At 71.0% G+C, this 26,714-nt stretch carries 20 protein-coding genes; 9 read left to right on the forward strand and 11 right to left on the reverse strand.

Annotation, left to right across the window (positions count from 1 at the left end):
* Positions 1-121 precede the first annotated feature (121 nt).
* On the reverse strand, positions 122-3,463 hold the full coding sequence (locus MED15_RS02325; RefSeq protein ID WP_112734690.1) for a S8 family peptidase: 3,342 nt from the start codon (positions 3,461-3,463) through the stop codon (positions 122-124).
* Positions 3,464-3,789: 326 nt separating this feature from the next.
* On the opposite strand from MED15_RS02325, the gene MED15_RS02330 reads away from it, so the two are divergent.
* The 4 genes from MED15_RS02330 (at position 3,790) to MED15_RS02345 (ending at position 9,031) form a co-directional block, all read left to right on the forward strand.
* Positions 3,790-5,673 (forward strand): Xaa-Pro dipeptidyl-peptidase, encoded by a 1,884-nt coding sequence (locus MED15_RS02330; protein WP_112734691.1) that lies wholly within the window; start codon positions 3,790-3,792, stop codon positions 5,671-5,673.
* Positions 5,674-6,503: 830 nt separating this feature from the next.
* Positions 6,504-7,163, forward strand: a complete 660-nt coding sequence (locus MED15_RS02335; RefSeq protein ID WP_112726833.1) for a C39 family peptidase — start codon at positions 6,504-6,506, stop codon at positions 7,161-7,163.
* Positions 7,164-7,406: 243 nt separating this feature from the next.
* Complete coding sequence (locus MED15_RS02340) at positions 7,407-8,321, forward strand: DUF1996 domain-containing protein (protein ID WP_112700226.1); 915 nt, start codon at positions 7,407-7,409, stop codon at positions 8,319-8,321.
* 71 nt (positions 8,322-8,392) lie between these two features.
* Complete coding sequence (locus MED15_RS02345; RefSeq protein ID WP_112588991.1) at positions 8,393-9,031, forward strand: DUF305 domain-containing protein; 639 nt, start codon at positions 8,393-8,395, stop codon at positions 9,029-9,031.
* A gap of 61 nt (positions 9,032-9,092) precedes the next feature.
* Here the strand turns inward: MED15_RS02345 and MED15_RS02350 are convergent, their stop codons facing one another.
* Positions 9,093-10,736, reverse strand: a complete 1,644-nt coding sequence (locus MED15_RS02350) for an ABC-F family ATP-binding cassette domain-containing protein (protein WP_112734692.1) — start codon at positions 10,734-10,736, stop codon at positions 9,093-9,095.
* Between the two features lie 213 nt (positions 10,737-10,949).
* Positions 10,950-11,561: a TetR/AcrR family transcriptional regulator gene (locus MED15_RS02355; protein WP_112734693.1), complete on the reverse strand. Its 612-nt coding sequence runs from the start codon at positions 11,559-11,561 to the stop codon at positions 10,950-10,952.
* 108 nt (positions 11,562-11,669) lie between these two features.
* Between MED15_RS02355 and MED15_RS02360 the strand changes: the two genes are divergently transcribed.
* The 3 genes from MED15_RS02360 to MED15_RS02370 all read left to right on the forward strand — a co-directional run bounded on the left by MED15_RS02360 (position 11,670) and on the right by MED15_RS02370 (position 14,167).
* The gene (locus MED15_RS02360; RefSeq protein ID WP_112605277.1) at positions 11,670-12,773 is read left to right on the forward strand and encodes an aldo/keto reductase; all 1,104 of its coding nucleotides are present in this window, start codon (positions 11,670-11,672) and stop codon (positions 12,771-12,773) included.
* Positions 12,774-12,784: 11 nt separating this feature from the next.
* Positions 12,785-13,162, forward strand: coding sequence for a nuclear transport factor 2 family protein (locus MED15_RS02365; protein ID WP_112605280.1), 378 nt, complete (start codon positions 12,785-12,787; stop codon positions 13,160-13,162).
* Positions 13,163-13,249: 87 nt separating this feature from the next.
* Positions 13,250-14,167 (forward strand): NADP-dependent oxidoreductase, encoded by a 918-nt coding sequence (locus tag MED15_RS02370; RefSeq protein WP_112734694.1) that lies wholly within the window; start codon positions 13,250-13,252, stop codon positions 14,165-14,167.
* A 23-nt stretch (positions 14,168-14,190) separates the two neighbouring features.
* Here MED15_RS02370 and MED15_RS34630 read toward each other — a convergent pair whose 3' ends face one another.
* From MED15_RS34630 to MED15_RS02380, 3 genes are all read right to left on the reverse strand, one after another.
* Positions 14,191-15,573 (reverse strand): LuxR C-terminal-related transcriptional regulator, encoded by a 1,383-nt coding sequence (locus tag MED15_RS34630; protein WP_341866326.1) that lies wholly within the window; start codon positions 15,571-15,573, stop codon positions 14,191-14,193.
* A gap of 137 nt (positions 15,574-15,710) precedes the next feature.
* A complete protein-coding gene (locus MED15_RS34635; protein WP_341866327.1) occupies positions 15,711-16,913 on the reverse strand; it encodes an AAA family ATPase in 1,203 nt (400 codons plus the stop codon).
* A gap of 107 nt (positions 16,914-17,020) precedes the next feature.
* On the reverse strand, positions 17,021-17,623 hold the full coding sequence (locus MED15_RS02380) for a VOC family protein (RefSeq protein WP_208646454.1): 603 nt from the start codon (positions 17,621-17,623) through the stop codon (positions 17,021-17,023).
* A 246-nt stretch (positions 17,624-17,869) separates the two neighbouring features.
* On the opposite strand from MED15_RS02380, the gene MED15_RS02385 reads away from it, so the two are divergent.
* Positions 17,870-18,409, forward strand: coding sequence for a DUF308 domain-containing protein (locus MED15_RS02385; RefSeq protein WP_112605286.1), 540 nt, complete (start codon positions 17,870-17,872; stop codon positions 18,407-18,409).
* A gap of 58 nt (positions 18,410-18,467) precedes the next feature.
* Here the strand turns inward: MED15_RS02385 and MED15_RS02390 are convergent, their stop codons facing one another.
* The 4 genes from MED15_RS02390 to MED15_RS02405 form a co-directional block, all read right to left on the reverse strand.
* Complete coding sequence (locus MED15_RS02390; RefSeq protein WP_112734695.1) at positions 18,468-19,454, reverse strand: alpha/beta hydrolase; 987 nt, start codon at positions 19,452-19,454, stop codon at positions 18,468-18,470.
* Between the two features lie 75 nt (positions 19,455-19,529).
* The gene (locus MED15_RS02395) at positions 19,530-20,426 is read right to left on the reverse strand and encodes an acetyltransferase (RefSeq protein ID WP_112700231.1); all 897 of its coding nucleotides are present in this window, start codon (positions 20,424-20,426) and stop codon (positions 19,530-19,532) included.
* Positions 20,427-20,584: 158 nt separating this feature from the next.
* Complete coding sequence (locus MED15_RS02400) at positions 20,585-21,784, reverse strand: low temperature requirement protein A (RefSeq protein WP_112605295.1); 1,200 nt, start codon at positions 21,782-21,784, stop codon at positions 20,585-20,587.
* A 115-nt stretch (positions 21,785-21,899) separates the two neighbouring features.
* Entirely contained in the window at positions 21,900-23,441 is a 1,542-nt protein-coding gene (locus tag MED15_RS02405) for a flavin-containing monooxygenase (protein WP_112734696.1), read from the reverse strand.
* A gap of 215 nt (positions 23,442-23,656) precedes the next feature.
* Between MED15_RS02405 and MED15_RS02410 the strand changes: the two genes are divergently transcribed.
* Positions 23,657-24,619 (forward strand): AraC family transcriptional regulator, encoded by a 963-nt coding sequence (locus MED15_RS02410; protein WP_112734697.1) that lies wholly within the window; start codon positions 23,657-23,659, stop codon positions 24,617-24,619.
* 69 nt (positions 24,620-24,688) lie between these two features.
* Here MED15_RS02410 and MED15_RS33980 read toward each other — a convergent pair whose 3' ends face one another.
* Positions 24,689-26,668 (reverse strand): pectate lyase family protein, encoded by a 1,980-nt coding sequence (locus MED15_RS33980; protein WP_244220333.1) that lies wholly within the window; start codon positions 26,666-26,668, stop codon positions 24,689-24,691.
* Positions 26,669-26,714 lie beyond the last annotated feature (46 nt).

Raw genomic sequence — 26,714 nt, forward strand, 5'->3', positions numbered from 1 at the left:
CCTCTCGTTGTCGGCGTCGGGGTTCACCGTCACGACGATCGAGGTGGGGCCGGATCGACACCGCGACGCAAAAAGGTGGTGCGACCCGGCCGGAGCCGGGCCGCACCACCTTTGTCGACGGTCAGCCGGCGTGGTACGCCCGGATGATCGTCTGGTCGATTCCGCTACCGCCGTTGGCGGCGGCCTTCACCCGCAACGACACGGACTGCCCGTCGGCGGCCGTCGGCAGCGCGACCCGGTAGCTGTCGCCGCTGCCGGTGACCCGGGCCGACGTCCAGGTGGCACCGTCGTCCGTCGAGGTCCAGACCTGGAACGACGTCACCTTCTGCGCCTTGATGCCCCGCATCTGCCGGACGGCCAGTTCCGCCGTTCCGCCGGTGGCGTGGTTGTTGGTGTCCATCGGCAGCGCGTAGTCCACAGCGAGCAGCGGCAGCGGCACGCTTCCGGTGCCGTCCGGCCCGGCCGACCGGAACGTCCACGACGTGTTGACAGTGGTGGAGATCGGCAGGATCAGCCTCGTGTCGACGTCGAGGGTCAGCCGGTAGTCGGCCGCCTGCTGCGGCACTGTGAAGTCGGCGAGCGGGCGGTCCCGCTCCTCGACCAGTTTCCCGTTGCGGTACAACGACAGCTTGCGGTTCACGCCGATCGCGGAGCCCTGGAGGCAGTCGGCCCGCTGGTGCTGGTCGGTCAGCGACACCAGGTCGATGTGCAGGTTGCCCCGGGTCCGCGACGGCGCGGTGGCACAGCTGTGGTCGACGCCGGCCGGGTCGTCGTACCAGCCGGAGTGCAGCGGCTGGCGCGCCCAGACCTTGGTCTGCAGACTGCCCGGCTGGTAGGTGCGGGGCGCCTCCTGGGCCGACAGGCCACCGTAGACACCCTCGTCGGCCCAGCGGTAGCCGGCCGAGAGGTAGTCGGTGCGGTACGGCGGCAGGTTCCCCTCGTGGGTCTGCGTCACCGGCACCCCGTCCGGGGTGAAGCCGCTGCGGATCAGTTGGGTGACCATCCCCTCCGAGTCCATCTGGTGGAAGCGCTCCTCGATCCGGGCGAGCGTGGACTGCTCGGCCTTGCTCACCCGGAAGGCGGGGTCGGCCGGTGCGCCGCCCGCGTACTCGTGCACCAGGTTGTAGCGGTACGGCTTGACCGTGCCGGCCGGCGAGTCCAGGTTGACCGCCGCCCAGGTGCGCCGGGAGCCGACGGTGGGCTTGGGCAGCGCGGTGGTGCGGACCGTCGTCTTCGCCCCGTACCCGCTGATCTGGTGCCACCAGGACAGGCCGTTCGGCGCGGTCTGGACGTTGGTGAGGTCGGTCCGGGTAGGCGTGGTGGGCACCCCGTCGACAGTCGCCGTCACCGGCCTGGCCCGCGCCGGGTCGAGCGTCACGCTCCGAGCGCCGCGCACGTCCAGGTCGACCTCGGCGGCGAGCGTCGTCTCCAACACGTCACTGTCGACGTAGTAGGCGACGGACGAGCCGAGGACCGCGTACCGGCCGGCCGGCACCCGCAGCGTGAACGTGTCTCCGGGCGTACCGCCCGCGCCGTCGTAATAGATGACCGGGTCGGTGAGGTTGGTGACCAGCAGGTTGATCCAGCTCTCCGCGCCGTCCTTCAGGCCCGGCAGCGGCTTCGTCTGGATCGTCAGGTCGTAGCTGGGCTGCTCGACGTAGAAGCTCACCGGAGTCGTCGCGACCAGCTTGCGGCCGGAACGGACGGTGACGGTGGCCAGGTAGAAGCCCGGTCGGGCGGCCAGCGCCGCACGGTTGACCCGCAGGGTCGCCGAGGCGGTGGTGCCGTGCCTGAGCGCCAGCCGGCTCGTCGACAGCGACGCCGCGGCACGCGGCACCGGTTGGCCGTCGTGGTTGACGATCGATACGTCGAGGTCGAGAACGGCCGTCGACTCACCGGTCCAGCTCAGCTTCGTCTCGCTGGTCCCGGACTGCGGGTAGGCGAAGGTGCCGAGGTTGACCACCGGCTGGTTGCTGGTGGGGCCACCGAGGGGCCGGGCCGCGTTGAGCCGACCGGCGCCGACGGCGTACGGGTCGATGCCGCTGAGTGGGTCGGCGGCGCCGACGAGGGCAGCCTTGAGTCGCTCACCGCTCCAGTCCGGATGGCGCTGGGCGAGCAGCGCGGCGGCGCCCGCCACGTGCGGGCTCGCCATCGAGGTGCCGCTGATCGCCTCGTAGTACCTGTCGATCGGGTCCTGAAGGTTGGTGCCGGCGGCCCGGGCGGCGACGATGTCGACGCCGGGCGCGACCAGTTCCGGCTTGGCCACGTTGCTGGTGACCAGCGGCCCGCGGCTGGAGAAGTCGGCGAGCTTGTCGTCCCGGTCGACCGCGCCGACGGTCAGCGCGCTGGCGGCCGAGCCCGGCGAGGAGATGGCGGCGCCGCTGTTGCCGGCGGCGATGACGAAGAGCGCGCCGGTGGACCTGCTCAGACCGTCGACGGCGAGCGACAGCGGGTCGTTGCCGTCGTCCGGGTCGCTGCCGCCGAGGCTCATGTTGATGACGTCGGCCCGGGTGGCGGCCCACTCCATGCCGGCGATGATGCCGGAGTCATCGCCGTAGCCGTGGTCGTCGAGAACCTTGCCGATCACCAGCTTGGCGTCCGGCGCCACGCCGCGACGCTGACCGTGGGAGGCCGCGCCGGTGCCGGCGATGGTCGACGCGACGTGCGTACCGTGGCCGTTGTGGTCGACGGCGTCACCACCCTCGACGGTGAAGTCGGCCCGGTCGGCGACCCGGCCGACCAGGTCCGGGTGGCTGAAGTCGGCGCCAGTGTCGAGCACCGCGACCCGGACGCCCTTGCCGGTGTAGCCGGCCTTCCAGGCGTCCGGCGCGGCGATCTGGCCCAGGTTGCGGTCCAGGCCGGCCGGGCGCCCACCGCCGGTCAGGGCGGTGGCCCGGACCTTGCGGTCGAGCCAGACCTTCTTCGCGCCGGCGAGCAGCGAGTTGGTCGCGAGCTTCGCCGTGGCCGGGCTCTTCTTGGGTACGCGGCCGGCGACCGCACCGATGCTGGGCAGCGACAGCACGTCACCGAGCGCGGCCACCCGGGCGGACGCGGTAGCGGGCTGCACGATGAGCGGCAGCTCGGCGGAGTTGTCGTCGTCGTAGCCGTCGGCGATCAGCGTGGTGACGTCGAACAGGTCGGGGTCGAGCACCGAGCCGACCTGGGACGCGACGCGGGCGGGGATGACGTGCAGGTGACCGTCGGGGCCGCAGCTCTGGTGGATCACCGCGTTCTCGTCCGCCGGCCGAATTGTGGCCTGCGGGCAGCCCGATCCGCTGTCCCGTACGGTCACCACGTCCCCGGTCAGCAGGGTGACGGTGTGCGTCTTCCCATCAGCAGTGGCCGCGGGTGCGCCGGTCTGACCGATGTCGCTGGGTCCGGCCGTGGCGGTGCCGCCCGGTAGGGCGGTCAGCGTCGTGGCCGTGACGGCGACGGCCAACAGCCATCGCGTTTTCCTGAGCATGTCGCTCCTCGTCTAATGTGGACGAAGCCGCCTCTTCGGGCGGCTTCGGCAAGATCATATGCAGGGGAACGATCATCCGGGCACCCCTTGACGAGGGGTTTTCCGGCCCGCGCGCTGAGGATTTCGGCGCTGTTTCGCCGCCGGGCTCAGTTCGATGTCGTTTCGATTGCCGCCCACCGGACCGACAGCGACGGTGCGGACGACAGATGCGCCCCCGGCCGAAGGGATCGACGGGACGCCGGCCCCGCCCTAGCATGGCGACGAATGGATCTTCGAGATTGGCCAGTGCCGACCCCGGCAACCAGCCCAACCGAAGGGAGACGCGAATGCGTCGACCCCGTCATCTGGCACTCCTGAGCGTCGGCGTGTCCGGCGCCCTGGTCCTCGGCGCAGCCCCACCCGCGGCTGCCGCTTTGCCCACGCCCACCACGCCCACCGGCATCGTGGTCAGCGACGGCATGACCCAACCGGTGTTCTCGCTCGCCGACGCGATCGAGGAGCGCGTGTTCGTCCAGACCCCTGTGGACACCGACCACGACGGTCGGCCCGACCGGGTGGCGATCGACATCTCCCGCCCCCGGGAGACCGCCACGCAGGGCTTCAAGGTGCCGGTCATCTTCGAGCACAGCCCGTACCGCAAGGGCACCTGGGGTGACGTGCCGTACCCGAGCGTGCTGGTCGACGACCTGCCGCAGAACGGCCTGACCGACCGCAACGGGCGTCGCGCACTCGACGCCGGCGCACAACGGGCCCAGGCGAAGGCCAACCTGCCCGGCTCGCTGGACGACTACTACGTGCCCCGCGGGTACGCGGTGGTGCTCGGTCAGAGCGTCGGCACCGGCGACTCCGACGGCTGCCCGACCAGCGGGGACCAGGCCGAGACGCTCGGCACCAAGGCGGTCATCGACTGGCTCAACGGCCGGGCCAAGGGGTACGACGCGAACGGCGCCCCGGTCACCGCCGGCTGGACCACCGGCGCGGTCGGCATGACCGGCGTCTCCTACAACGGGACGCTGCCCAACCAGGTGGCCACCACGGGCGTCAAGGGACTCAAGACCATCGTCCCGGTCTCCGCGATCAGCAGCTGGTACGACTACTACCGGGCCAACGGTCTGGTGGTCGCGCCCGGGACGTTCCAGGGCGAGGACCTCGATATTCTGGCCCAGTACACCGCCGGGCAGGCCCGCGCCGAGGGGCAGTGCGCCGACGAGCTCGCGGACATCACCGCGAAGCAGGACCGGGTCACCGGCGACTACTCAAAGTTCTGGCGCGACCGCGACTACCTCGACGCCCGCGACGTGAAGGCCAGCGTCTTCGTCGTGCACGGCCTCAACGACTGGAACGTGAAGACCGAGCACTTCGCCGGCTGGTGGGACCAGCTCGCCAAGCGCGACGTCCCCCGCAAGATCTGGCTGCACCAGGGCGGCCACGGTGGTCCCGGCAGCAGCGCGTCGGTGACCCTGCCCAGCGGCCAGACGTGGACGTACAAGCAGACCGAGAACCGCTGGTTCGACTTCTGGCTGTGGAACGTGCGCAACGGCATCATGGACGAGCCGACGGCGGTGCTCCAGCGCGAGGACCGCGCCTACACCACGTACGCCAACTGGCCCGACCCGGCGGCGCGTGAGGTCGGGTTGCGGTTCGCCGCCACCGACGCCACCGCACCCGGCGCGCTCACCACCGGCAAGCCGCCGAACGCCAAGGTCGAGCAGAGCTTCGTCGACGAGGGCCGGACCATCCACCCGGACACCCTGGTGTCCAACCCGGACACCGCGAGCGCCAACCGACTCGCCTACCGCTCCCCCGAGCTGACGCAGAGCGTGCGCATCTCCGGGCGTCCGGAGATGCGACTGCGGATGGCTATCGACAACAAGCCGGACGCGAACCTCACCGCGTACCTGGTCGACTACGGCCCGGCCGGGTCGACCGCCGCCCCGACAGTGGTGACGCGAGGGTGGATGGACCCGCAGAACCGCAAGAGCGCCGCGCGCACCGAGCCGGTCAAGCAGGGCAAACTGTACGACTACCGGTGGACCATGGAGCCGAAGGACTACATCTTCCCGGCGGGACACCGGATCGGCGTGGTCGTCTTCTCCAGCGACCAGGAGTACACCCTCCTGCCGTTGGGCGGCACCGAACTGCGGGTCGCGCCGAACGACAGCGAACTGCGACTGCCGGTTGTCGGCGGGCGGAGCGTCCTCGGGTTCTGATTCGTCCCTGCGCTCCCGGTGGGGCAGTCCGACACGTTCGGGCTGCCCCATCCGCATGTCGGGACCACTCCGCCGCCCTGGCCCGAGTCCGCATGATCGTGCTCGATCCTGGATGTAGTGGCTTCCTCGCATGGGGAAGGGCCTGTTTCCTGGATCGAGCACGATCATGCGGGACGCGAGGTTCCGTCCGGCGCGCCGACCCGGACCAGGCCGGGGCACACGGCGCGCTGGCCTCGGGCCCGGACCGGTCCGGGGCAGACGAACGGCGCAGACCGGCATGATCCACTCGACTTTCATGATGTCGGGGCATCCCCGCCACCCGGACACCGCGACTTTCAGGAACCCGAGTGGATCATGCCGCCGTGACCGCCGTGTCGGGGTCACCGGCCCGGGCAAGGTGGGTGATTTGCCGGGTTTGGTGTCGGCTGTCGGGTGGTCGGGGCCACCCCGGCGGCGGAATCGGCGGCCGGGCCGGGTCGTTATACCTGGCAGACCACCGCAACAGCCCGGGTCATGGTGCGCCGGCCCCGCCGGGAACACCCGCCAGGCCGCCCCGGTTACATCCCCGGCATGGCCGAGCACCACAACGGCCGGGCAGGGCAGCCGCCGGGAACACCCGCCGGGCCGCCCCGGTTACACCCCCCGAACGGTCGAGCAGCACAACGGCCGACTGCCGCGGGTAGGCGGAATGACCTGCCACCGCGAACGGTTACACCCTGTCCCGACGCCGACCCCCTCGTTGCGGGTCACCGGGCAAAAGCTTCCCCCGCACGGCACGCACCCCCCTGTACTGCCGTGCGGGCACCCCCGATGCAGAGGAGCACGCCATCATGCGTACCGATCTGATCCGTAAGACCGCTCTGACCGCTGCTGGCCTCGCGTTCACCGGTGGGGCTATCGCCGGACCGGTGACCGCCGCGTATGCCGCGTCGGATGCCAAGCCGGCCTCCCAGACGCAGAGCGACCGTAAGCCCGCTGGTGAGCGTCAGCTGGGTGTGCGCTACGAGGCGCAGCCGAACTTCTACTACTGCGGCCCGGCCGCCACGCGTAACGCCCTGTCGGTGCAGGGCAAGGAGATCAGCGTGGACGCCATGGCCAAGGAGATGGGCACCACCGAGGCCGGCACGAACTCCATCAACGACATCACCCCCGTGCTGAACAAGGAGACCGGTAAGAACGACGCCTACCACAGCGTGGAGATCTCCAGCCCCAACGCTGACGGTAAGCAGACCGACCGGCTGCGCGCCGACATCGTCAAGACCGTGGACGACGGCCGGGCCGTGGTCGCGAACATCGCCGGCACCAGCGTCGACACCGACGGCGGCGTGCACTCCTTCGAGGGCGGGCACTACATCAGCGTCGTGGGTTACCGCGACGGCGGGAACGTGGTGAAGATCGCCGACTCCGCCGATGCGAACACCGCCTCCTACGAGGTCACCGTCGAGCACCTCGCCGACTGGATCGCCACCCGCGGCTACGCCACCAGCTGACCCACACACCACCCGCACACACCGAAGGGCCGGACCCCACCACGGGGCCCGGCCCTTCGGCGTCTTTTCCACCAACTGCGGCACGTATTGACAATTGTCGACTTCAGCGTGAGGCTGGGAGCAGTGAGAGCGCTCTCTCGCACCGGCCCAACCGGCCACCACCCAGTCTGGCCAGGCACAACTCCGATGCCTTCGGCGGCGGCGCCGGAGCTGTCCCTGACCCGTCCCCCGACAGGAGTCACGATGGACAGGGCCGCACCCCTCTCCGGCATCCCCCGCCGACTGCGCCTCGCCACGGCGATCGGTGCCCTGCTGGTGTTACTCGGCACGTACCTGGTGTCCACCACCAACCGGGCCGACGCCGCCCCCGGCCGAGCCGGCGCTGACTTCGGCGCCAACGCCATCCGGGTCGCCGAGTTCCCCGCCGACTGCACCTACAGCCACCGGCTGCCGGACGACCCGATCGTCTTCCCCGGGCTGCCCGGGGCGTCGCACATGCACAGCTTCTTCGGCAGCACTGTGACGAACGCCAGGACCACGCTCCCGGACCTGGTCAACTCGCCCACCACCTGCAACCCGCGGGTGGACGTCTCGTCGTACTGGGTGCCGACCCTGTATCGGGACAACGTCGCCGTGGAGCCGGCGATCGCCACGTTCTACTACCTGGGCGAGGGCGTGCGCGCCGACGTCGTCGCGAACACCCAGCCGTTCCCGCTGGGGCTGCGGCTCGTCGCCGGCAACGCGAAGGCCACCGGGCCGAACGACAGCATCGCCCGCTGGTCCTGCCTGCACGCCGGGCACGTGCCACCGTCGAAGGACTTCGTCAACTGCCCGTCGGGCACGATGCTGGAGTCGTACCTGGACTTCCCGCAGTGCTGGAACGGCCGTGACCTCGACTCGCCGGACCACAAGAGCCACCTGGCGTACCCGGTGAACCAGGCCTGCCCGAGCACCCACCCGGTGCACGTGCCGAAGTTGCGCCAGGTGCTTCGGTACCCGGTCACCGGCGACCCGTCGCGGTTCCGGCTGGCCTCCGGACCGGGCTACACGATGCACGGCGACTTCTTCAACGCCTGGCCGGTGGCGGAGCTGGCCCGCCGCGTCCAGGACTGCATCCGTCCCGTCATCAAGTGCGGTCACGACGGCCGACCGATCTGAGCGACAGCTCCACACCACTGCGGCGGGTCCGGTCACCCGGGCCCGCCGCCCTGGTTGGGAAGGGAGATCGGATGCGCAAGCCCACGGCGTTTACCCTGCTCATCGCCGTGCTGCTCGTCGCCGGCTGCGCCGACGGGCCACAAGACGCGGCCAGCACCGCCACACCACCCGTGACCGCGCCACCGGTGACGGCCGCGCCGACACCCACGGGTACGGCGTTCAACCCCACCGACATCGCCTGGCTGCAACTGACGGTGGCGATGACCGAACGCCTGCTGCCCGTACTCGATCTGGTGCCGGCGCGGACCACCGACCCGGCCTGGCGGCGGACGGCCACTCAGGTCGCTGGCACCCGGCGCGCCGATCTGGACCGCGCCCGCCGGCTACTGGCCGACGCCGCCGCCCCGACGACGAATCCGCACGAGGGGCACGACATGCCGGGCATGGCCACGGCGCAGGAGATGACAGCGCTGCGGGCGGCCAGCGGGCAGCCCTTTCACCGCCTGCTGGTCGGGCACCTGCGGGCGCATCTCGCACAGTCGGTCCGGATCGCCACCGCGGAGCAGCAGAACGGGGTCCAGCCGGCCACCGTCGCGCTGGCGGAGGCCGTGGTCCGGTCCGGCACCGCCGACCTCGAACGACTCGATCACCTCGACCCCGCAGAGCCATCGATAGCGGGCTCCGCCCCGCCGACCACCCGAGGCGGGTGAACTCCCGGTGTCGGTGCCGTGATCTGCGCGACCACCACCCGGCCCAGCCCGTCGTCGTCACTCACCCCAGGTCCGAGCACGGCATTCCAGCTCCCGGAAGCGAGAGCTCTCGACCTGGCCAGCGGGAGCGGAGTCTACGGTCGTGGCTGGCCACGACGATGGCACCCGGGCCGGCGCCCAGGGCTTCCTCCAGTTCGTCGCAGAGCGTCGGCGAGAGGTGGTTGGTGGGTTCGTCGAGCAGGAGCAGCTCCGGCGGATCGGCGACGAGCACCGCCAGGGCGAGCCGACGGCGCTGCCCCACCGACAGGTCGGCCACCGGGCGGTCGAGGTCCGCCGGGGCGAGCAGCCCGAGGGACGACAGCGGTACGACAGCGGCCCGCTCCACGCCGACGGTCGCGTCGAAGACCTGCCGGGCCGTCCGCCGCGCATCCGCAAAGACGGTGTCCTGGGCGAGCAGGCCGACCCGCAGCTCCGGTCGTCGCCAGAGCGCTCCGACACCGGCCAGGTGGCCGGCGAGCACGGCGAGCAGTGTGGACTTGCCCGCGCCGTTGGGGCCGGTCACCAACAGCCGATCGCGGGACTTGAGTTGCAGGTGCGCCACCCGCAGTCGGCCGGGAACCTCCAGCCGGTCCGCCGTGACGATGACCCTGTCGCTGTCGCTGACGGCGAGTGCCGGCGCGTGGAAGCGCAACGGCTCCGACGGCACCGGAACGGGGTCGCGCTCGATCGTCTCCAGTCGACGGGCGGCGTCGCGGACGCGACGGGAGATCTGGTTCTGGACGCGGCCGGCGGTGTGCCCGTACCCCATCTTCTCGCTGTCGCGCGGGCCGCGGCCGTGGGCGACCTGGTGCCCGGTCACGGCGGCGGCCTCACGCAGCTCGGCGAGGAGCGCCTGCTCGTCGTCGTAACGTCTGCGCCACCGTTGCGCCTCGGCGCGCTTCGCCGTCAGGTACGCGGTGTAGCCGCCGCCGAAGCGGACCGGCCCGTCGACCGCCGGGTCAAGGTCGATGAGATCGGTGCAGACCGCGTCCAGGAACGCACGGTCGTGACTGGCGACCACGACCACCCCCGGCATGGCACGAAGCTGGTCCTCGCAGAACGCCGCCGCCGCGTCGTCGAGATGGTTGGTGGGCTCGTCGAGCAGCAGCGCATCCGGCCGGCGGATCAGCAGGGCGGCAAGGGCCAGGCGGCCGCGCTGCCCGCCGGACAGCGCGCCGAGCCTCCGGTGGTGGGGTATTCCACCGAGGCCGAGGCCGTCGAGCACCGTCAGCGCACGCCGGTCGGCATCCCAGGCGTCACCGTCCTGGGCCCGTTCCAGAACCTCGCCGTACGCGGCCAGCAGCCCTTCGTGCCGCTCGGGCTTCTCCGACGTTTCGGCCAGCGCGGCGCCAAGCCGATCCAGCTCGGCGAGATCCGCGCGGGCCTCGCGCAGCGCGTCGTCCAGGACTGCGGCGACGGTCACCGACGGGGCGTGGGGCATCTCCTGGTGCAGGAAGCCAAGGCGTGGTGGGCGCGTGACGGTGCCGGAGTCGGGTTCGTCGGCGCCGGCCAGGACCCGCAGCAGTGTCGTCTTGCCGGTGCCGTTCTCACCGATCAGGCCGATCCGGTGGCCGGGTGCGGCGGTCAGGGAGACGCCGTCGAGCACCCGGCGGTCGCCGCGGACCCGCACGAGGTCATGGGCGATGAGAGCAGGTCGAACAGACATGGGAACCCTCGGAGAGTGAAGATCCGGGCGCACAGGGGCACCCCGACGGGAGCAGGGCATGACGACGGAGGCCGCGGCGACAAGGGCGCGATCACGCGCTCGTCGGCGGCCGGTCCGGGTGCTCACCCGGAGATGTCGTCGTCACCTGCCACGTCTGCTCCGATCTCCGAAAACTCGGGCGTAAGGATAACTCGGTGCGTCGCTGGCCTCGGCTCAGCTCCCGCCCGTGCGGGCACCAGCGCGCAGCGAGTCGATGGTGAGGTCGAGGACGGCTTCGAGATGGTCGATCTTTCCGGTGGAGAGCAGCAGCAGCACCCCGCCCTGGATGCCGGCGAGCAGGGCCGCGGCGGCCCGGTCGGTGTCGAGGTCCGGGTCGATGTCGCCGGTCGACTGCATGTGCCGGATGCCCTCGGTGATCGCCTTCTGCCAGCGCCACATGAGCCCGGTCACGATGGCCTGCGCGCCGGGCGCCCGCCGGCCGGTCTGCCCGAGCAGACCGTTGAGGGGGCACTTCACCCCCTGGGCGAGGTACCGCTCGATCAGTCGGTCGCGCCAGGCGAGCCAGGCCGGCCAGGACGTCAGGTTGCTCAGCATCGGCTCCTGGTCGATGAGCACCTGGTCTGCCTCGTGCTGGGCCACCGCGAGCAGCAACCCCTCCTTCCCGTCCGGGAAGTAGTGAAAGAGCTGACCCTTGCTGGTGCCGGTGTGGGCCATCACATCCTCGAGGCGTACCTCGTCGACGCCGCGCTCGCGGACTTCGGCGGCGGCACCGGCGACGATCCGCGCCCGGGTCGCCTCGCCCTTGCGGGTCAACGCGCGTGTCATGGCCCAACCCTAGCGCAGGTTTTGGACTTGCAGGTCCAGTTTTGGCGAGCAAAGGTCTGGAACGCGCGGTCCGCTGCGGGCCGACATCACGATCGGGAGGGCACAGCCATGAACCACTACTACCTGCTCGGGCGGTCCGGTCTGCGGGTGAGCCGGCTGGCGCTGGGCACCATGAACTTCGGTGTCGACGGTTTCCACGCCGCGTACGGCAAGACCGAGGAGGAGTCAGAGCCGATCTTCCGCCAGTATCTGGAGGCAGGCGGGAACTTCATCGACACGGCGGACTTCTACACCGCCGGAGAGAGCGAGAAGATCCTCGGCCGCCTGATCGACCGGGCCGGCGTCCGCGAACGGCTCGTCCTCACCAGCAAGTTCACCAACACCGTCGACCCGGCCGACCCGAACGCCAGCGGCAACGGCCGCAAGCACATCATGCGGGCCGTGGAGGCGTCTCTGCGCCGGCTCGGCACCGACTACATCGACCTGTACCTGCTGCACACCTGGGACCGGATCACCCCGGTCGAGGAGGTCGTGCACACCCTCGACGACCTGGTGCGCTCCGGCAAGATCCGGTACGCCGGGCTCTCCGACGTACCGGCCTGGTACGCGGCCCGCGCGCAGAGCTACGCCGAGGCGCACGGCCTGGCCCCAATGATCAACATGCAGCTCCCGTACTCGCTTGTCGGCCGGGGCATCGAGGCCGAGTTCGTGTCGATGGCCCAGAACCTGGGCATGGGGCTCACCGCGTGGAGCCCGATCGGCGGTGGCCTGCTCAGTGGCAAGTACCGACGGACCAGCGAGGGCCTGAGCGGGACCGGCCGGTTGACCAACCCCAACGCCGCGGGTCGGGAGATCAGCCCCAACGACTGGAAGGTCATCGAGGCCCTCGAGAGCGTGGCCAGCGACCTGGGTCGCAGCATGGCCCAGGTCGCGATCAACTGGGTCGCCACCCAGCCCGCCGTCGCCTCGGTGATCATCGGGGCGAGCAGCGCCGAGCAGGTGGGCAGCAACTTCGAGGCGCTCGACTTCGAGATCCCGGCCGACGCCCGTCGCCGGCTCGACGAGGCCAGCGCCCCGGACCTCGGGCTGCCGTACGGCATGTTCACCCCGCAGTACCAGTCCTGGGTGGTGAGCCCCGGCCTCGGCATCGGCGACAAGCCGGCCGGCTACGCCCCGCCCGTGTTCAACAGCACCACCCAGCCCACCAAGTGAAGGGACCGGACATGGCACAGAGCAACGACACCCTGGTTCGTGAGTTCGTCGAGGCGTTCAACACCAAGGACGCGGACCGCCTCGTGCCCTACCTGCACCCCGAGGTCGTGTTCCATGCGTACGGCGACCAGCAGGTGCGGGGCCGGGACGCGGTCGTGGAGGTGTGGCGCGGCGTCTTCGGGACGTTTGCGGAAATCCAGTTCGCGACAGTGCACCAGGCGGTCGACGGCGACGTCGTGATCGCCGAGCAGGTCCACGGCCTCGGGCTGCCGGGCCGGCCGGTGGCGCCGGTCATGAACATGGCGATCTACGAGATCCGCGACGGCAAGATCGCCGCCTGGCGTGACTACACCAACCCGGAGTACGCCCAGAAGCTCCTCACCGGCTGACCCGCCCGCCAGCCCGCGGCCACGAAGCCGCAGCACCGGGTCATGGCCGCGGGCACCCCTGTTCCGCAAACCCCGCTGGAGGAAGCCATGCACGCCATCCGAATGCACGAGTACGGCGGACCGGAGGTGCTCCGCTACGAGGAGGCACCCGTGCCCGTCCCCGGTTCCGGCGAGGTCCTGATCAAAGTCGCGGGCACGTCGTTCAACCCGGCGGACGCCGTCATCCGAGCCGGTGTCCTGCACCATTCCCATCCCGTCCGGATGCCGCACATCCCTGGCACCGACGTCGCTGGCACGATCGTCGAACTCGGCCCGGGTGTCACCGGGCATGCGGTCGGCGACCGGGTCATCGCGGCCCTGCCACGACCGGCGGACGGCGCCACCGGGGAGTTCACCCTCGCTCTGGCGGCGATGGTGGTCCCCGCGCCAACGAGCATCCCGCTCGCCGACGCCGCTGCCCTGCCGATCGCCGGGCTCACCGCCTGGCAGGGCATTCACGACCACCTGCGGGTCCGGCCCGGCCAGCGCATCCTGGTCAACGGCGCGGGCGGTGGCGTCGGTCGGTTGGCCGTGCAGTTCGCCAAGCTGGCCGGCGCCACCGTTCTGGGAGTGGCGGGTCCGGCCAGCATCACGGCAGCCCAGTCGGCCGGCCCCGACCAGATCCTGGACTACACGCTCGACCGGCTGACCGAGCCGGTCGACGCTGTGTTCAACACGGCACCCATCGACGGGTCCGGCATGAATCGGCTCGTCGCCCTCATCGAGCCGGGGGGCCGTCTGGTCTCCATCACCTCGGCTGCCGCGACGGACCGCCGCCCCGCGGTGCGCGCGACGGTCATGACCGTTCGCCGGGATCCCGCCCACCTCGACGAGATTGCCCGCCGGGTGGACGCCGACGGGGTCTCGCCAGGCGTCAGCGAGCGCCTCCCGATGACCGAGATCGTCGAGGTGCACCGCCGCCACGCCGCCGGCCGCCTGTCGGGCAAGGTCGTGCTCAGTCACTGAACGAGGGGGTCCGTTACCCGCGGTCAGCGGTCGCGCAGGGCCGCCGCCAGCTCCCTGCGCGACCCGATGCCGAGCTTGGTGAACACCTTGCGCAGGTGCCACTCGACGGTACGAGGGCTGAGGAACAGCGCGGCACCGATCTCCGGGTTGGTCCGTCCCGCCACCGCGAGCCGAGCGATCTGCGCCTCCTGCGGGGTGAGTTCGACAGGCTCACCGAGGGTCCGCTTGCGGACGGTCTCACCGGTGGCGAACAGTTCCCGGCCCGCCCGCTCCGCGAAGCCCTCCGCGCCCATCGTGACGAACGCCTCGTGCGCTGCACGCAGTTGGGTCCGGGCGTCGGCGCGGCGATTCTCTCGACGCAACCACTCGCCGTAGAGCAGCCGGGCCCGGGCCAGTTGCAGACCGAGCTGGCCACCCGTGAACCGCTCGACCGCCTCCCGGTACCGGTCCTCGATTTTCCCCGACGCTCCCGTCAGGGCGTCGGCGAGGGCCTGCACGCCGAACGCCCAGCCCGTGCCGGCTGCGCCGGTACGCTCCGCGAGGCGCTCGCTCGCCTCGGCGGCCACCTCGGCCTCTCCGGCGCGTACGGCGGCCTCGACCAGCTCGCCGAGCGTCCAGTTGTACACGGCGAGATCCTCGTACTCGGCCGCCTGCCGTGCGGCTTTCAGCGCGCCGGGATAGTGGCCGAGCCCGTTGGACAGCACCGCCCTGGCGTAGCCGGCCAGGCCGAGCAGGCGACCCTCGCCACGCGCGTCGGCGTCCTTGACCGTGGCGTCGATCAGCTCCATCGCGGGCAACTCCCGGCCACGGTGGGCGGCCAGGGTGAGCGAGGCGGACGGATGCATGGCCATCCCGGTGGCCTGGCCGAGCGCGTCGGCCTCGTCGAGCAGACCGGCCGCGTCGGCGAAGCGACCCGCAAACACCAGAGCGCCGGAGCGGAACGACAACGCTGTGGGCAGCAGCGAGAGCGCACCGGTGGCGCGGGCAAACCCGACCGCCCGTTCGGTGAGCCGGAACCAGGCAGCGTCGTCCCACACCTCGTGCGCGACCGGCCCGGCCAGCCAGAGCAGGTGCAGGTTCTCGTCCGCCGTCATGGTTTCGAGAGCCCGGCGGAGATGCGGGACGGCGGACGCGTACCCGTCGAGGGTCCATGCCGTGAGGCCGGTCAGGAACAGGTCTGCCGGCTCGTCACCGGCCGGCACGCCGCGGGCCGCTTCGGCTGCCCGACGCAGGTCACCGTCAGCGAGCCGACCGGCGTGCACGGCGGCGCCCACCGCCGAGAGGTACGTCGTCCGTGCCGTAGGGGGATCCAGCTCCGCAAGCCGGCGGGCGGCCGCGAGCAGTGGTGGACCTGCCGCATTGCCGGGGTTGAGCGCGAACGCGACCTGAGCCCGCAGACGTGTCACCCCGGCTTGCTGCAACGGTTCGAGTGGACCCAACTCGGCGGCCGCCAGCAGGCCCGGGACCTGTTTCAGTTCCCCGGCGTCCAACCGCGCCCGCGCGGCACCCAAGGCGCGTGCGGCGCGCGCCTTCGGGTCCGAGGTCAGCTCGGCGGCGCGTTCGAGGAAGGACGCGGCGGCGGACCGGCCCCCCGGGCGAGGGCGCGACCGGCCGAACGCTCCAGTTCGGCAGCGACCTCCTCGTCCGGCCCGACGGCGGCGTGCGCCCGGTGCCAGGCGCGGCGGTCGGGGTCGTGGTCCAGGTCGGTCGCCTCGGCGAGCGCACGGTGCACCTCACGCAGTTCGGCGGCCTCGGCCGACCTCCACGCGGCCGAACGCACCAACGGGTGCCGAAACTGCACCCTCGCCCCCAACGCGACCAGGCCGGCGGCCTCGGCCGGCGCGGCGGCGTCCGGTCCGACCCCCAACCGCTTCAGGGCGCGCCAAAGCAGCGTCACGTCACCGAGGGGCTCGACCGCCGCAGCGAGCAGGAGTCGACGGGTGTCCGCCGGAAGCGCCGTGATGCGCCGCCGGAAGCCCTCCTCCATCCGGCTCGCCAGGGGCGTTGCGGCCTGCCCGCCGAATCCGAACGCCAGCTCCGCCGGTGTCAGGCCGCGCGGCAGCTCGAGCAGGGCGAGCGGGTTGCCGCGCGTCTCGGCGACGATCCGGTCGCGAACCCGGTCATCCACCGGGCCAGGTAGCACCGAGTCCAGCAGGGCCCGCGCCTCCGCAGTCGGCAAGCCGTCGACCCGCAGCTCCGGCAGGCTGCCGAGGATCTGTTCGTCCCCCGGGCTGCGGGAGGCGAAGACCAGCGCGATCGACTCCTCTTCCAGCCGGCGGGCGACGAAGGTGAGGATGACCTCCGACATCCGGTCCATCCACTGCACGTCGTCCACGATGCAGACCAGTGGCTGTTCCGCCGCGGCCTCGGCGAGCAGCCCGAGGACGGCGAGGCCGATGAGCAGTCCTTCCGGCGGGTCGCCGGGGCGCAGCCCGAAGGCGGTGGCGAGGGCGAGCCGTTGTGGCTCCGGCAGCCCGTCGAGGTGACCGAGCAGCGGCGCGCAGAGTTGCTGGAGCGCCGAGTACGCGATCTCGGACTCCGGCTCCACCCCGGCGGCCCGGGTCACCCGACCGGCCGACGCGTGCTCGCTGAGGTAGTCCAGGAGCGCGCTCTTGCCGGCCCCGGCCTCACCACGAAGCACCAGCACCCGGCTGTGCCCGGCGCGGACGTCACGCAGGAGCCGGTCGAGCGTGTCCCGCTCGCGCCGACGCCCCCGCAGCGCGGAAATCTCGGTGTTACTCGGCACGTCATCCTCCCCGGCGGAGGGTACACCGAGTGAGATCACCGATCTCGGGTCCGGCCAGCTCAGAGGGCGGCCCCGGCGCGTCGGCTGCGCGAGGGACCGCGCAGAAATCAGGTGCCGAGGCCGGCGGTCCGGGCCATGTAGTCGGCGTACCAGATCGGCCAGTCCGCGTCCTCGTGACCGAGTTCCGCCTCGTGCCGGCCGTGCGCCGCAGCGGCGTCGCGCAGGGCCTGCTCCACCTCGGGCACCGAGCCGTAGACGACATGGGCGATCCGGCCCGGTTGCCGCACGGTGACCTCCTGAAGGACGAAGCCGTTGCCGTCCGGGTCGCTGAACGACGCGAACGAGCTGTATGACAGTCGCTCCGGCTGCGGGCCGGTCACCCGATCGCGGGTGCCGGCGTGGTGGAACACGCCTCCGGCGTCGTGGAAGACCTCGCTCACCTCGACCCCGCGGGCGACCAGTTCCGCGCGAGCGGCGACCACGTCGTCCACCACCAGGTGTATGCCCTGCACCGATCCCGGCGCGGCGTCGGACACCCCGTCACCGATGATGATCGAGGACGCCGAGCCGGGCGGGGTGAGGTGCACGACGCGAAAGCCGTCCGAGGCGACGTAGTCGACGTCCTGCCGGAAACCGACCTTCTGGTAGAAGGCCCGGGCCCGGTCCACGTCCGAGACCGGCAGGACGATGACCTCAAGCTTGAAATCCACGATCTTCACTCCTCTGTGGCACCGGACGCCATTCGCCGTCCGGTGCTCACCGTCGCGCGCAGGACCCGCCGGTCGCCCCAGGGAGAACCCCTGGCCGGTGCCCTGGGGTCGGTGGCCCAGCGTGCCGAAGGCCAGGTCGGTCGGAGGCCAGTGCCTCGGCCAGGGTTTCTCCCTGGGGCCATCCAGCGACACGGCCGGAAGGGTCGTCCGGGTAACCGACACGACCGGCAGAAAGCTGACCCTCGGATGTCTCCCCTCTTTCGCATCTACCTCGTCCGTGGCCTCGTGGCGATCGCCTGGGCCGCCGGATTCTCGACCGTCAGCGACTCGCTCACCGCCACCACCGTGGTGCTCCTGATCGCCTATCCACTCATCGACGTGGTGGCCTCGCTGCTCGACGCCCGCGAAGATCCCGGCACCCCGGCCCGCAAGCTACAGATCTTCAACACCACGCTCAGCGCCCTGGCGGCGCTCGCCCTGGGGCTGGCGGCAAGCAGCGGGATCGGCGCCGTGCTCTTCACCTTCGGCGTCTGGGCGATCGTCTCCGGCGTGGCTCAGTTCACCGTGGCCATCCGCCGCAACAGCCCCGAACTCGGCCGCCAGTGGCCGATGCTGATCGCCGGCGCGCTCTCGGTCATCGCCGGCGCGACCTACCTGCCCGCTGCCCTAGGCGAGGAGCCGAGCCTCAGCATGCTGATCGTCTACACCGCGGCCGGCGGTGTCTTCTTCGTCCTGCAAGCCGCGAGCCTCGCGTGGCGGCAGCGCCGACAGATCGTCCGGGTCTGACCGACCGACCGACGCCGTGGTGGCAGGGGCTCACCTGCCACCACGGCCTCGTCGACCGTCACTCGCCGACGCTTGTCGTCCCGGCGAGCCCGGAGGCCGACGCGTTCTCACCCTCGTAGAGCGCGACGTACCGCCGGCGCCACTCGTCGCCGTCGGCGCCGAGGGCAGCGAGGTTGAGGGTGTTGTGCTCGACGCCCAACGCCGCCGGCAGGGTGCACACCCGCAGCGTTATCGCGTTCGCGTCGGCGATGCGGCGCGGCACGTCGACCGCTGCCCTGAGGTCCACCACGCCGTCGAGCGGGCTGATCGCGACCGCCGCGGTCCGCAGACCGGTCCGCCGGGGCGGGTTCGGCAGGGTACGGGCGATCGTCAGGTACTGGGTGACGGCGGCGAGCGAATAACCACGTGACGTGACGCGATCCCGGAGAACGCGACGCCCGTACAGCACGATCAGCGGTTTCACCGCGTAGGCCGGCGCCTGTCGCGGATTCGGACCGAAGAACGGCGACAGCAACAGCAGATGCCGTACGACGTTGCCCGGCACCTGGGCCAGCCAGGCGGCCAGCACGGCGCCGCCGGAGATCCCCACGACGCCGACCTCGTCTCCCAGAGCCGCCGCGACGGCCCACCCCTGCACGGCGTACGTCGTCAGCTCACCGGCCTCGACCCGGTGGTGGGCCCGCCGGTCGACGGTCCCGTGCTGGGGCGCCCGGGGAACCCAGACGTTGTACCCACTGTCGAAGAACTCCTCGGCCAGCCCTTCGTACTGCTCGGGCGCGAGGGTGTACCCGTGCAACAGCAGCACTGCCCGGCCGGTACGGGAACCGTGGCTCAGCAAGCGGCTGCGCGACTCCGGTCGCACCTCCGGATCGGCCGTCTCGGCGGCGATGATGGCGGCGGCGGCACGGGTGGCCGTGTCGAAGTCGAGCGGTCGGGCCGGCGCGACCCGTAGGCCACGGCGGCCCACCGGCCAGAGGTAGAGCCCGGTGATCGGCGCCCCGACGAGCGCCAACCCGCCGATGAGAAGCGCGATGATCTCCGGCATGGTCAGATGCTGACAGGGGCCGCGCTCGACGCTGGCTGAGGGGGTGCGCCCGGGTGACCGGGCGCACCCGGTCAGCTATTCCTGACTGTTCGGCGGCGCGAAGACGACCCGGGAGCGCAACTGCCGGAAGCCGGTCCGCTCCAACTCCGCCAGCACGGTCACCCGGTGCGATTCCACATCGGCGATGACCTCGCGGGCACCGCCGGCGGCCAGCACCCGGACCGCCTCGGCCAACAGCTCGGGCCGGGCCGCCTCGTCGAGGAGGCCGAGATAGGCGAGCAGGGGGTAGCAGGCGTCCCCGGCCGTGCCGACCAGCCCGACCGGCTTGCCGGCCGCCAGGGCGATGCGCCACTCCTCGGTGTTCTCGCCCAACCAGGCCAGCGGGTCGGTGGCGAGGTCGACGCCGCCGACCACCCGCGCGATCTCGACGCCGGTCAGCACGTCCGGCTCGGCGACCCTGGCGACCAGGGCCTTGACCTCCGCCACGTCGACGGGTGGGCGGAAGCTGTACCTCCCGGACGATGCCGGCAGCGGGGTGCCCGTCCAGGAACAGCGGAGCCGCTCCCCCCGCTCGACCAGCCCGGCGAGCCGGGCGGCCTCCATGGGCGCCCGCACCACGGCCAGCACCTCGGGCCGACGCCGCCAGTGCGCCGGCAGTGCGGCGTAGTACAGACCGGGACCGCCCAGCGCCTCGTGGGCGGCGCGCAGCAGCTCGGCGCCCACCTCCGGCTCGGCGTCCAGATCGAACCGGTCCAACCAGGGGGCACCGACGGCGCCCGGCGGAAGGAGCCAGGCGGCCCGACCCACCAACCGGCCGGCGCGCAGTGCGACCCAGGTGTTCTCGGGCCGGTAGCCGCCGCCGGCGATCCCGTCGGTGTACGCGACCTGGCGTAGTTGGGGCAGCGGATCAGGCATGGAGTCGAACAGGTTTTCCTCGCCCGCGACGAGCGGACGGATGACCAGATCAGTCATGGGTTGGTCCTCCGGGAAGCGCGCGCCCCGGATCAGATCCGCGCGGACGCCGGAGCGCGGAGGGGGCGCAGAACATCGGACATTGTTCTGACCTCCTTCCAGCTCGACGGCGTGCCCGACGACCATACGCGGACTGGTCGCCGGCTCGCAACGGGTCGTCACAACGTCGGGTTGGTCTCCGACCCACGCTTGTGGGCACGCTGGTCGTACACGGTGATGCCGGCCAGGATCACCGCCGCGACCGCCGCGACGGCGACCGGCGGGAGCAGCACCATCGGCGGGGCCGCCACGACCAGCGCCACCGCGCCGTAGTACAGCGCCCGACACCGCGGCGCGGATCGGTCCTCCCGCTCCAGGGCGCTCCGCCCGATCAGGAACAGCACCGGGCCGCCGAAGATGATGGCCACCAGGGCCCAGTCGATCGGCGGGTGCGGGTCCTCGACGACCTGACCGAAGCCGACGGCGGTGCAGATGATGCCACCGACGATCAACAGCAGGCTGTAGCTCGCCCACCGCGACAGCTCGATCCCCTCGCCGCTCGGGGTCGAGGCATGGCCGGATCTGACGTGGTAGAAGTAGATCCGCCAGAACGAGACGACCACCACGAACGAGGCGACGAGGACGATGGTCCCCTCGGTGGTGAAGCCCGGGAAGCTGACCGCGGCGCCGGCTTCGAGCACCACCTCGGCGAGAGCGATCATGAAGAACTGGTTGTACCGCTCGGCGAGATGCTCCTGCGAGACGGTGACCCCCGAGCTGGTGAGCTGTCTCCTTCCCATCCGGGGCAGGGGGTAGGTGGTGGCGGCGCCGATCAGCTCGATGGCGAGAGCGAGGGTCCAGAAGACGCCCCGACCGAGACCACCGCTGATGCCGCCACTGATCCAGAGCACGCTGGACGCCAGGTGCCAGGTCAGCACCCGGAGCGCGAACGCGTGACCCGGGTGACCCCGCAGGGCGAACGACGTGAAGAGCGGTCGACCGACCTGGATGGCGACGTAGGTGCAGGCGAAGACGACGCCGCGTTGGCCGAAGGCCTGCGGCAGGGTGACCGCCAGCACCAGCGTGCCGAACATCGTCGCCAGCAGGACGGCCTGCAGATCGGGGCGACGGGGGTCGTAGGTGCTCGCCAGCAGGGCGTTGAGCGACCAGATCATCCACATCGCCGTGAAGAACAGGACGGTCTGGCCCGCCTCGGACAGCAGCGTGTGCCGGACGATGGTCAGGTCGTCCGCGACCCGCCCGGCGAGGCGGGCCAGCGCGAAGACGTAGACGATGTCGAACAGCAGTTCCAGGACGGTGGCCGATCGTGGGCTCCTACTGTCGCCGAGCCCACGAAAGAACTCGGTGCGCGTCAGCACGGAGGGCGAGACAGCTCAGCCGGCCAGGGCCGCCGGCACGGGCACACCACTGTGGTGACCCTGTTCCGCTGCCATCGTCCCCGAGCCTCCCTCGCCGACCGGCCCCGCCTGATCCCTATCTGCGTATTTTATCCATCTTCATCGGGTTTCCGTCGCTGATGGCGGATACCGGGTCGGCGGTACGCCGGATCATCTGTGCCGTCACCCTGCGGTACGAGCCCGGGTCGACGGGGAACAGCCACTGCCGGGCCCGGGTCAGCGGGCCGACGTTGAGCCCCAACTCGTCCAGCACCTCGTCGACGTTGTGCATCGAGAACGGGATGATGTTCGTGCCGCGAGCGTGCCGTCCGTTGGTGCGCTTCGTCATCCAGAACAGCCGGGCGCGCACCTCGTCGCGCATCCGGACCTCGGTCGGCAGCGTCAGACCACCCCGCAGGTACGCGGCCGTCCAGACCGCCGCCATCTCCGCGCTGAGCGGGCTGAAGAACGACGAGTTGTAGCCGGCGAACGTCAGCCGCGGCACGCCGATCGGCAGGATCTGCCGGTAGAGCATGAAGTTGCCGGCGTCGTCCTGGAGGCGGGCGTGCAACGCGTCGTCGAAGAACGGCACGTGCTGGCGGAAGCCGGTGCCACAGATCACCAGGTCGGCGGGGAGCACAGTGCCGTCGGCCAGGCGGGCGGCGGGCCGGCCGCCGTCGACCAGCAACTCGGTGATCACCTGTTCCCGGTGCACGGCGATGCGACCGTCGGTGACCCGCTCGAAGAAGCCCTCGGTGGCGAGGCTGACAGTGCTGCGGGCGATGTCCTCGAAGCTGCCGTTGGGCACGAGACCCAGCTCGCGCAGCTTGAACTGCCGGGTCGCGACCGAGCCGACGCTGTCGACCATGCGCCGACGCAGACCGTTCCCCGGGCCGTGCAGGAACCGCTCGAAGCCCCTCAGGTGCAGGTAGCGGAAGAGCGCCTCACCCATCCGGGTGAGCAGCAGGTACTTGTAGTTGAGCGCACCACCGAGCTTGCGGGGCATCTTCCAGAGCAGTTCGCGCGCCACCACGTGGGTCTGGGCGGCGACCTCGCTCACCGGGACCGCCACGTCGCAGGACGACTTGCCGTACCCGACCACGAGGACGTTCCTACCTCGGGCCGCCTCGATGTCGTGGAACTCCCCCGTCGCCAGTACGCGCCCCCCGGCGGCGGTGAAGCTCGCCTGCCCGTCGAAGGACGGAACGAACGGGTCGCAGAAGATGCCGTTGGCGACGATCAGGTGGTCGTACCGTTCCACAGTCAGCGGGTCCGGGGCACCCGCCGGCCGCGAGGTGACCAGCCACCCGGTCTCGTCGTTGACCAGCTCGGCCGAGGCGACCTCCGTGGACAGGCGCAGCGCGCTGGACAGCCCGAACTTCTCCACATAGCTCTCCAGGTACCGCTGGACCTGCTCGCCCGACGGCCACTGCGGGTAGTCGGCGGGCATCGGCAGGTCGGAGAGGTGGTAGGTGCCCTTGTCGTTCTGGGTGTGCAGGCCGGGGTATCGCCGGGTACGACTCCACACCCCACCCACGTCGGGCGCGCGCTCGAACACTGTGACGTCGAATCCGCTCTGCCGCAGCACCTTCGCTGCGCTCACACCGGCGAATCCGGCACCGACGACGGCAATCCTCATGATCTCCTCCGAAGGACGTACGAACCGTGCCGGCGCTGACCGCCCGCGGTGGTCGCACGCTAGCGAGCAGGCCGGGACTGTCGCTATCCGCTCGACGCGGGCGCTGTCCGCGCTACGCAGCCGGACCCTTTTCCTGTCGGGTCGGCGGCTTTCGGGTCTGGTCCGGGCCGGTCGCGCCTTACGGTCAGCGCGACGGGACGCCCGGGAGGTGTCGGATGGATGCGGTGACGGTCCGGACGGACGATGTCGACCGGGCTCGCGCCGAGGTGGGTCGGGTCTTCTGTCCACACCGGCTCACCCCGCAGGCGGGTGTGCACGCCGTGCAACTGCGGATGGCGGCTCGCCGAGCGGGTGGGGTGGGCGTCATCGATCTGGACTACGGGCAGGCGGTGCGCATCCAACCGCCGGCGCTGGAGACCTTCTACCTCGTCCAGATCCCCAGCGCCGGCAGCACGATGGTCCGGCACGCCGGTCAGATCGTGACCTCGACCCCGGACGTCGCCTCGGTGCTGTCCCCGTACGACTCCTCGGACATGCGGTGGTCCGAGGGATCGCCGCACCGGATCTTCTACGCCGACCGGCGGGCCGTCGACCGGGAACTCGCCCGCCTGCTGGGCCACCCGGTGGACGACCCGGTCCGCCTCGACGTCGGCATGCTCATGACCACGCCGACCGCGCGGGCGTGGGCGCGTGGGGTGGCGTTCCTCGCCGACGAGCTGTCCCAGCCGGCCGACGCGTCCCTGTTCGACCACCCGCAGGTAGCCGCCCGTTTCGAACAGGGGCTCATCGGCAAGCTGTTGCTGGCCCATCGGCACAGCCACTCCCACCTGCTGGCCGAGCCGGGCCAGCACGCCCACCCCGGGCGTCTCGTCCGCCGGGCCTGCGCCCTGATCTCTGAACACCACGGGGAGGCACTGACCGTCGGTGATGTCGCCGAGGCGCTACGGGTGAGCGTACGAACACTGCAGGACTGTTTCCGCCGCGAGTTGCAGACCACCCCGACCGCGTACCTGCGGGCCTGCCGGCTCGACGCGGCACACCGCACGCTCCGCTCGGCCGCCCCGGGGGCGTCCGTGACGACTGTTGCCCTGCAACACGGCTTCGTGCACCTCGGTCGGTTCGCGACCGAGTACCGGACGCGATTCGGGGAGTCACCGTCTGCGACGCTGCGGCGCTGACCGGGGCGTCCCGCGTCGTACCGTCCCGGCGGTGCTGGGCACCACCCCGACGGTACGACGCGGCGGGCGTCAGGTCAGCCGACCGACCCCGGCGCCCGCGGTGACCAGCGCCGGAACGTCTGCCGCCGGGTCCAGCTGGTACGGGTAGTAGGTTCGCGGCTCCGTGACCGTGCCGCCGGTCTCGGGCTGGCCGGAGTTGACGAAGACATTGCCGCGCTGCACGGCACGCCCAGGGCCGCTGTCGGCGTACCCGCTCGCGGAGTGCAGCGGGTACGGGACGTCCCGGAAGTAGTTGCCCTCGACCAGGACGCCGGCGTTCTCCGTCGACGCGACGCCGTAGAGGGCGTTGCCGAGGAAATAGTTGTTGTAGACGTGCACCGGCTCGCCGAACCGCACCCGGGGATGGCGTTGGCGGCTGTGGTCGAAGAAGTTGTGGTGGATGCTCACCTTCAGGTGCCCGACGTCGGTGGACGCCGCGCCGTCGGAATGCCCGATGAGCATGCTCTTGTCGGCGTGGTCGAAGTGGTTCCAGGAAACCGTCACGTAGTCGGCGCCCCGCACGATGTCGACTGAGCCGTCGATCGCGCCGGCGAAGCGGTTGTGGTCGATCCAGATGTGGTGGGAGTTCTGGCCGACGTTTATCGCGTCGTCCTCGGCCTCGGTGAAGTTGATGTTGCGGACGATCACGTTGTACGACCGGTAGAAGTCCAGCCCACCCCCGGTGATCTCGGCGTTCCCCACGCCGATGATCGTCTTGTGCGGGCGCACCCCCTGCTTGCTGCTGATCCGGATCACGCCGCTGACCTGGATGACCATCGGCCCGATGGTGTCGATGTAGTCGAGGAAGTCCGCCGCGTTGGTCGCGGTGACCACCGGGCCTCCTGCTCCGCCGGTCGTACCGTTCTGACCGAGCGCGGCGACGCTGGCGAACCCGTCCGGTTGGTTGGCCGGTACCGCGCTCGGCGAGGCACCGGCGAGTGTCGACGACACCTTGCCCACCCCGGCGCCGGCCGGAACCGTGGTCGGGATGTCGGCGGCGGGGGTGAGCTGGTAGGGGTAGTAACCACGCGGATCGGGAACGGTGCCGCGGATCTCGATCGGATGGTTGCAGGCGACGAGGATGTTTCCCCGTGCCACGATCCGACCCAGGTCGCCGCTGAAGTCCACCCGGCCGGGGTTGTTCACGGAGTAGAAGTAGTTGTTCTCCATCAGCACGGCGGCGTCGTAGGTGGACGCGACCCCGTAGCTGTTGTCGTAGTAGTAGTTGTTGTAGACGTGCGCCAACGCGGAGAACCGTACCCTGGGGTTGCGCTGGTCGGAACGGTCGAAGAAATTGTGGTGATAGGTGACCCGCAACCGGCCGGTGTCCTGCGGTCCGGCATCCTCGTCATGTCCCAGCAACAGCGTCTTGTCGTGATCGTGGAAGTGATTCCAGGAGACGGTCACATAATCTGATCCCCGTTTGATGTCGACCGCACCGTCATCACCATTCGAGAACTCGTTGTGGTCGATCCAGATGTGGTGGGAGAACATCTGCACGTTGATCAGGTCGTCGCTCGCGCCGGTCAGGTGTAGGTTGCGAATGATGATGTTGTGTACGGCGTTCGCCGGCGGCGTGGTGACGTCGTCGTCGACCGGCACACCGATGTTCAACCCACCACCGGCGAGCGTGGCGGTGGCGCCGAGCCCGATGATGGTCTTGTCCGAGGCGACGTCGTGCATTCCGTCATTGCTGCCCGCGGGCAGGTTGATGGTGCCGGAGACCTGGATGACGTAGGGGCCCGGCCGTGCGATGTAGTCCAGGAGCTGGGCGGCGGTGGTGGCGGTGACGGTGGGTCCGCCGGCTCCGCCGGTGGTGCCGGCCTGGCCCAGCGCGGCGACGCTGGCGAAGCCGTCAGCGGGACCGGCCACAGCGCTGGTGGCGGGGTTCGCCGTGGCGGTGGGCGCGGCTTGGGCCAACCCGGGCGGGGTGAGCAGGACGGTGGCGACCCCGACGGCGGCGAGGGACCACCAGCGCGAGGCGGTACGGCGAACGGGGGTGGAGAACATCTGGCTGCCTTTCGCGGGGGCGAATCGCGGACCGGGGCGGGTCCGA

It is taken from the genome of Micromonospora noduli, from assembly GCF_003264475.1.
In the GTDB taxonomy this organism is placed as follows: Bacteria; Actinomycetota; Actinomycetes; order Mycobacteriales; family Micromonosporaceae; genus Micromonospora; species Micromonospora noduli.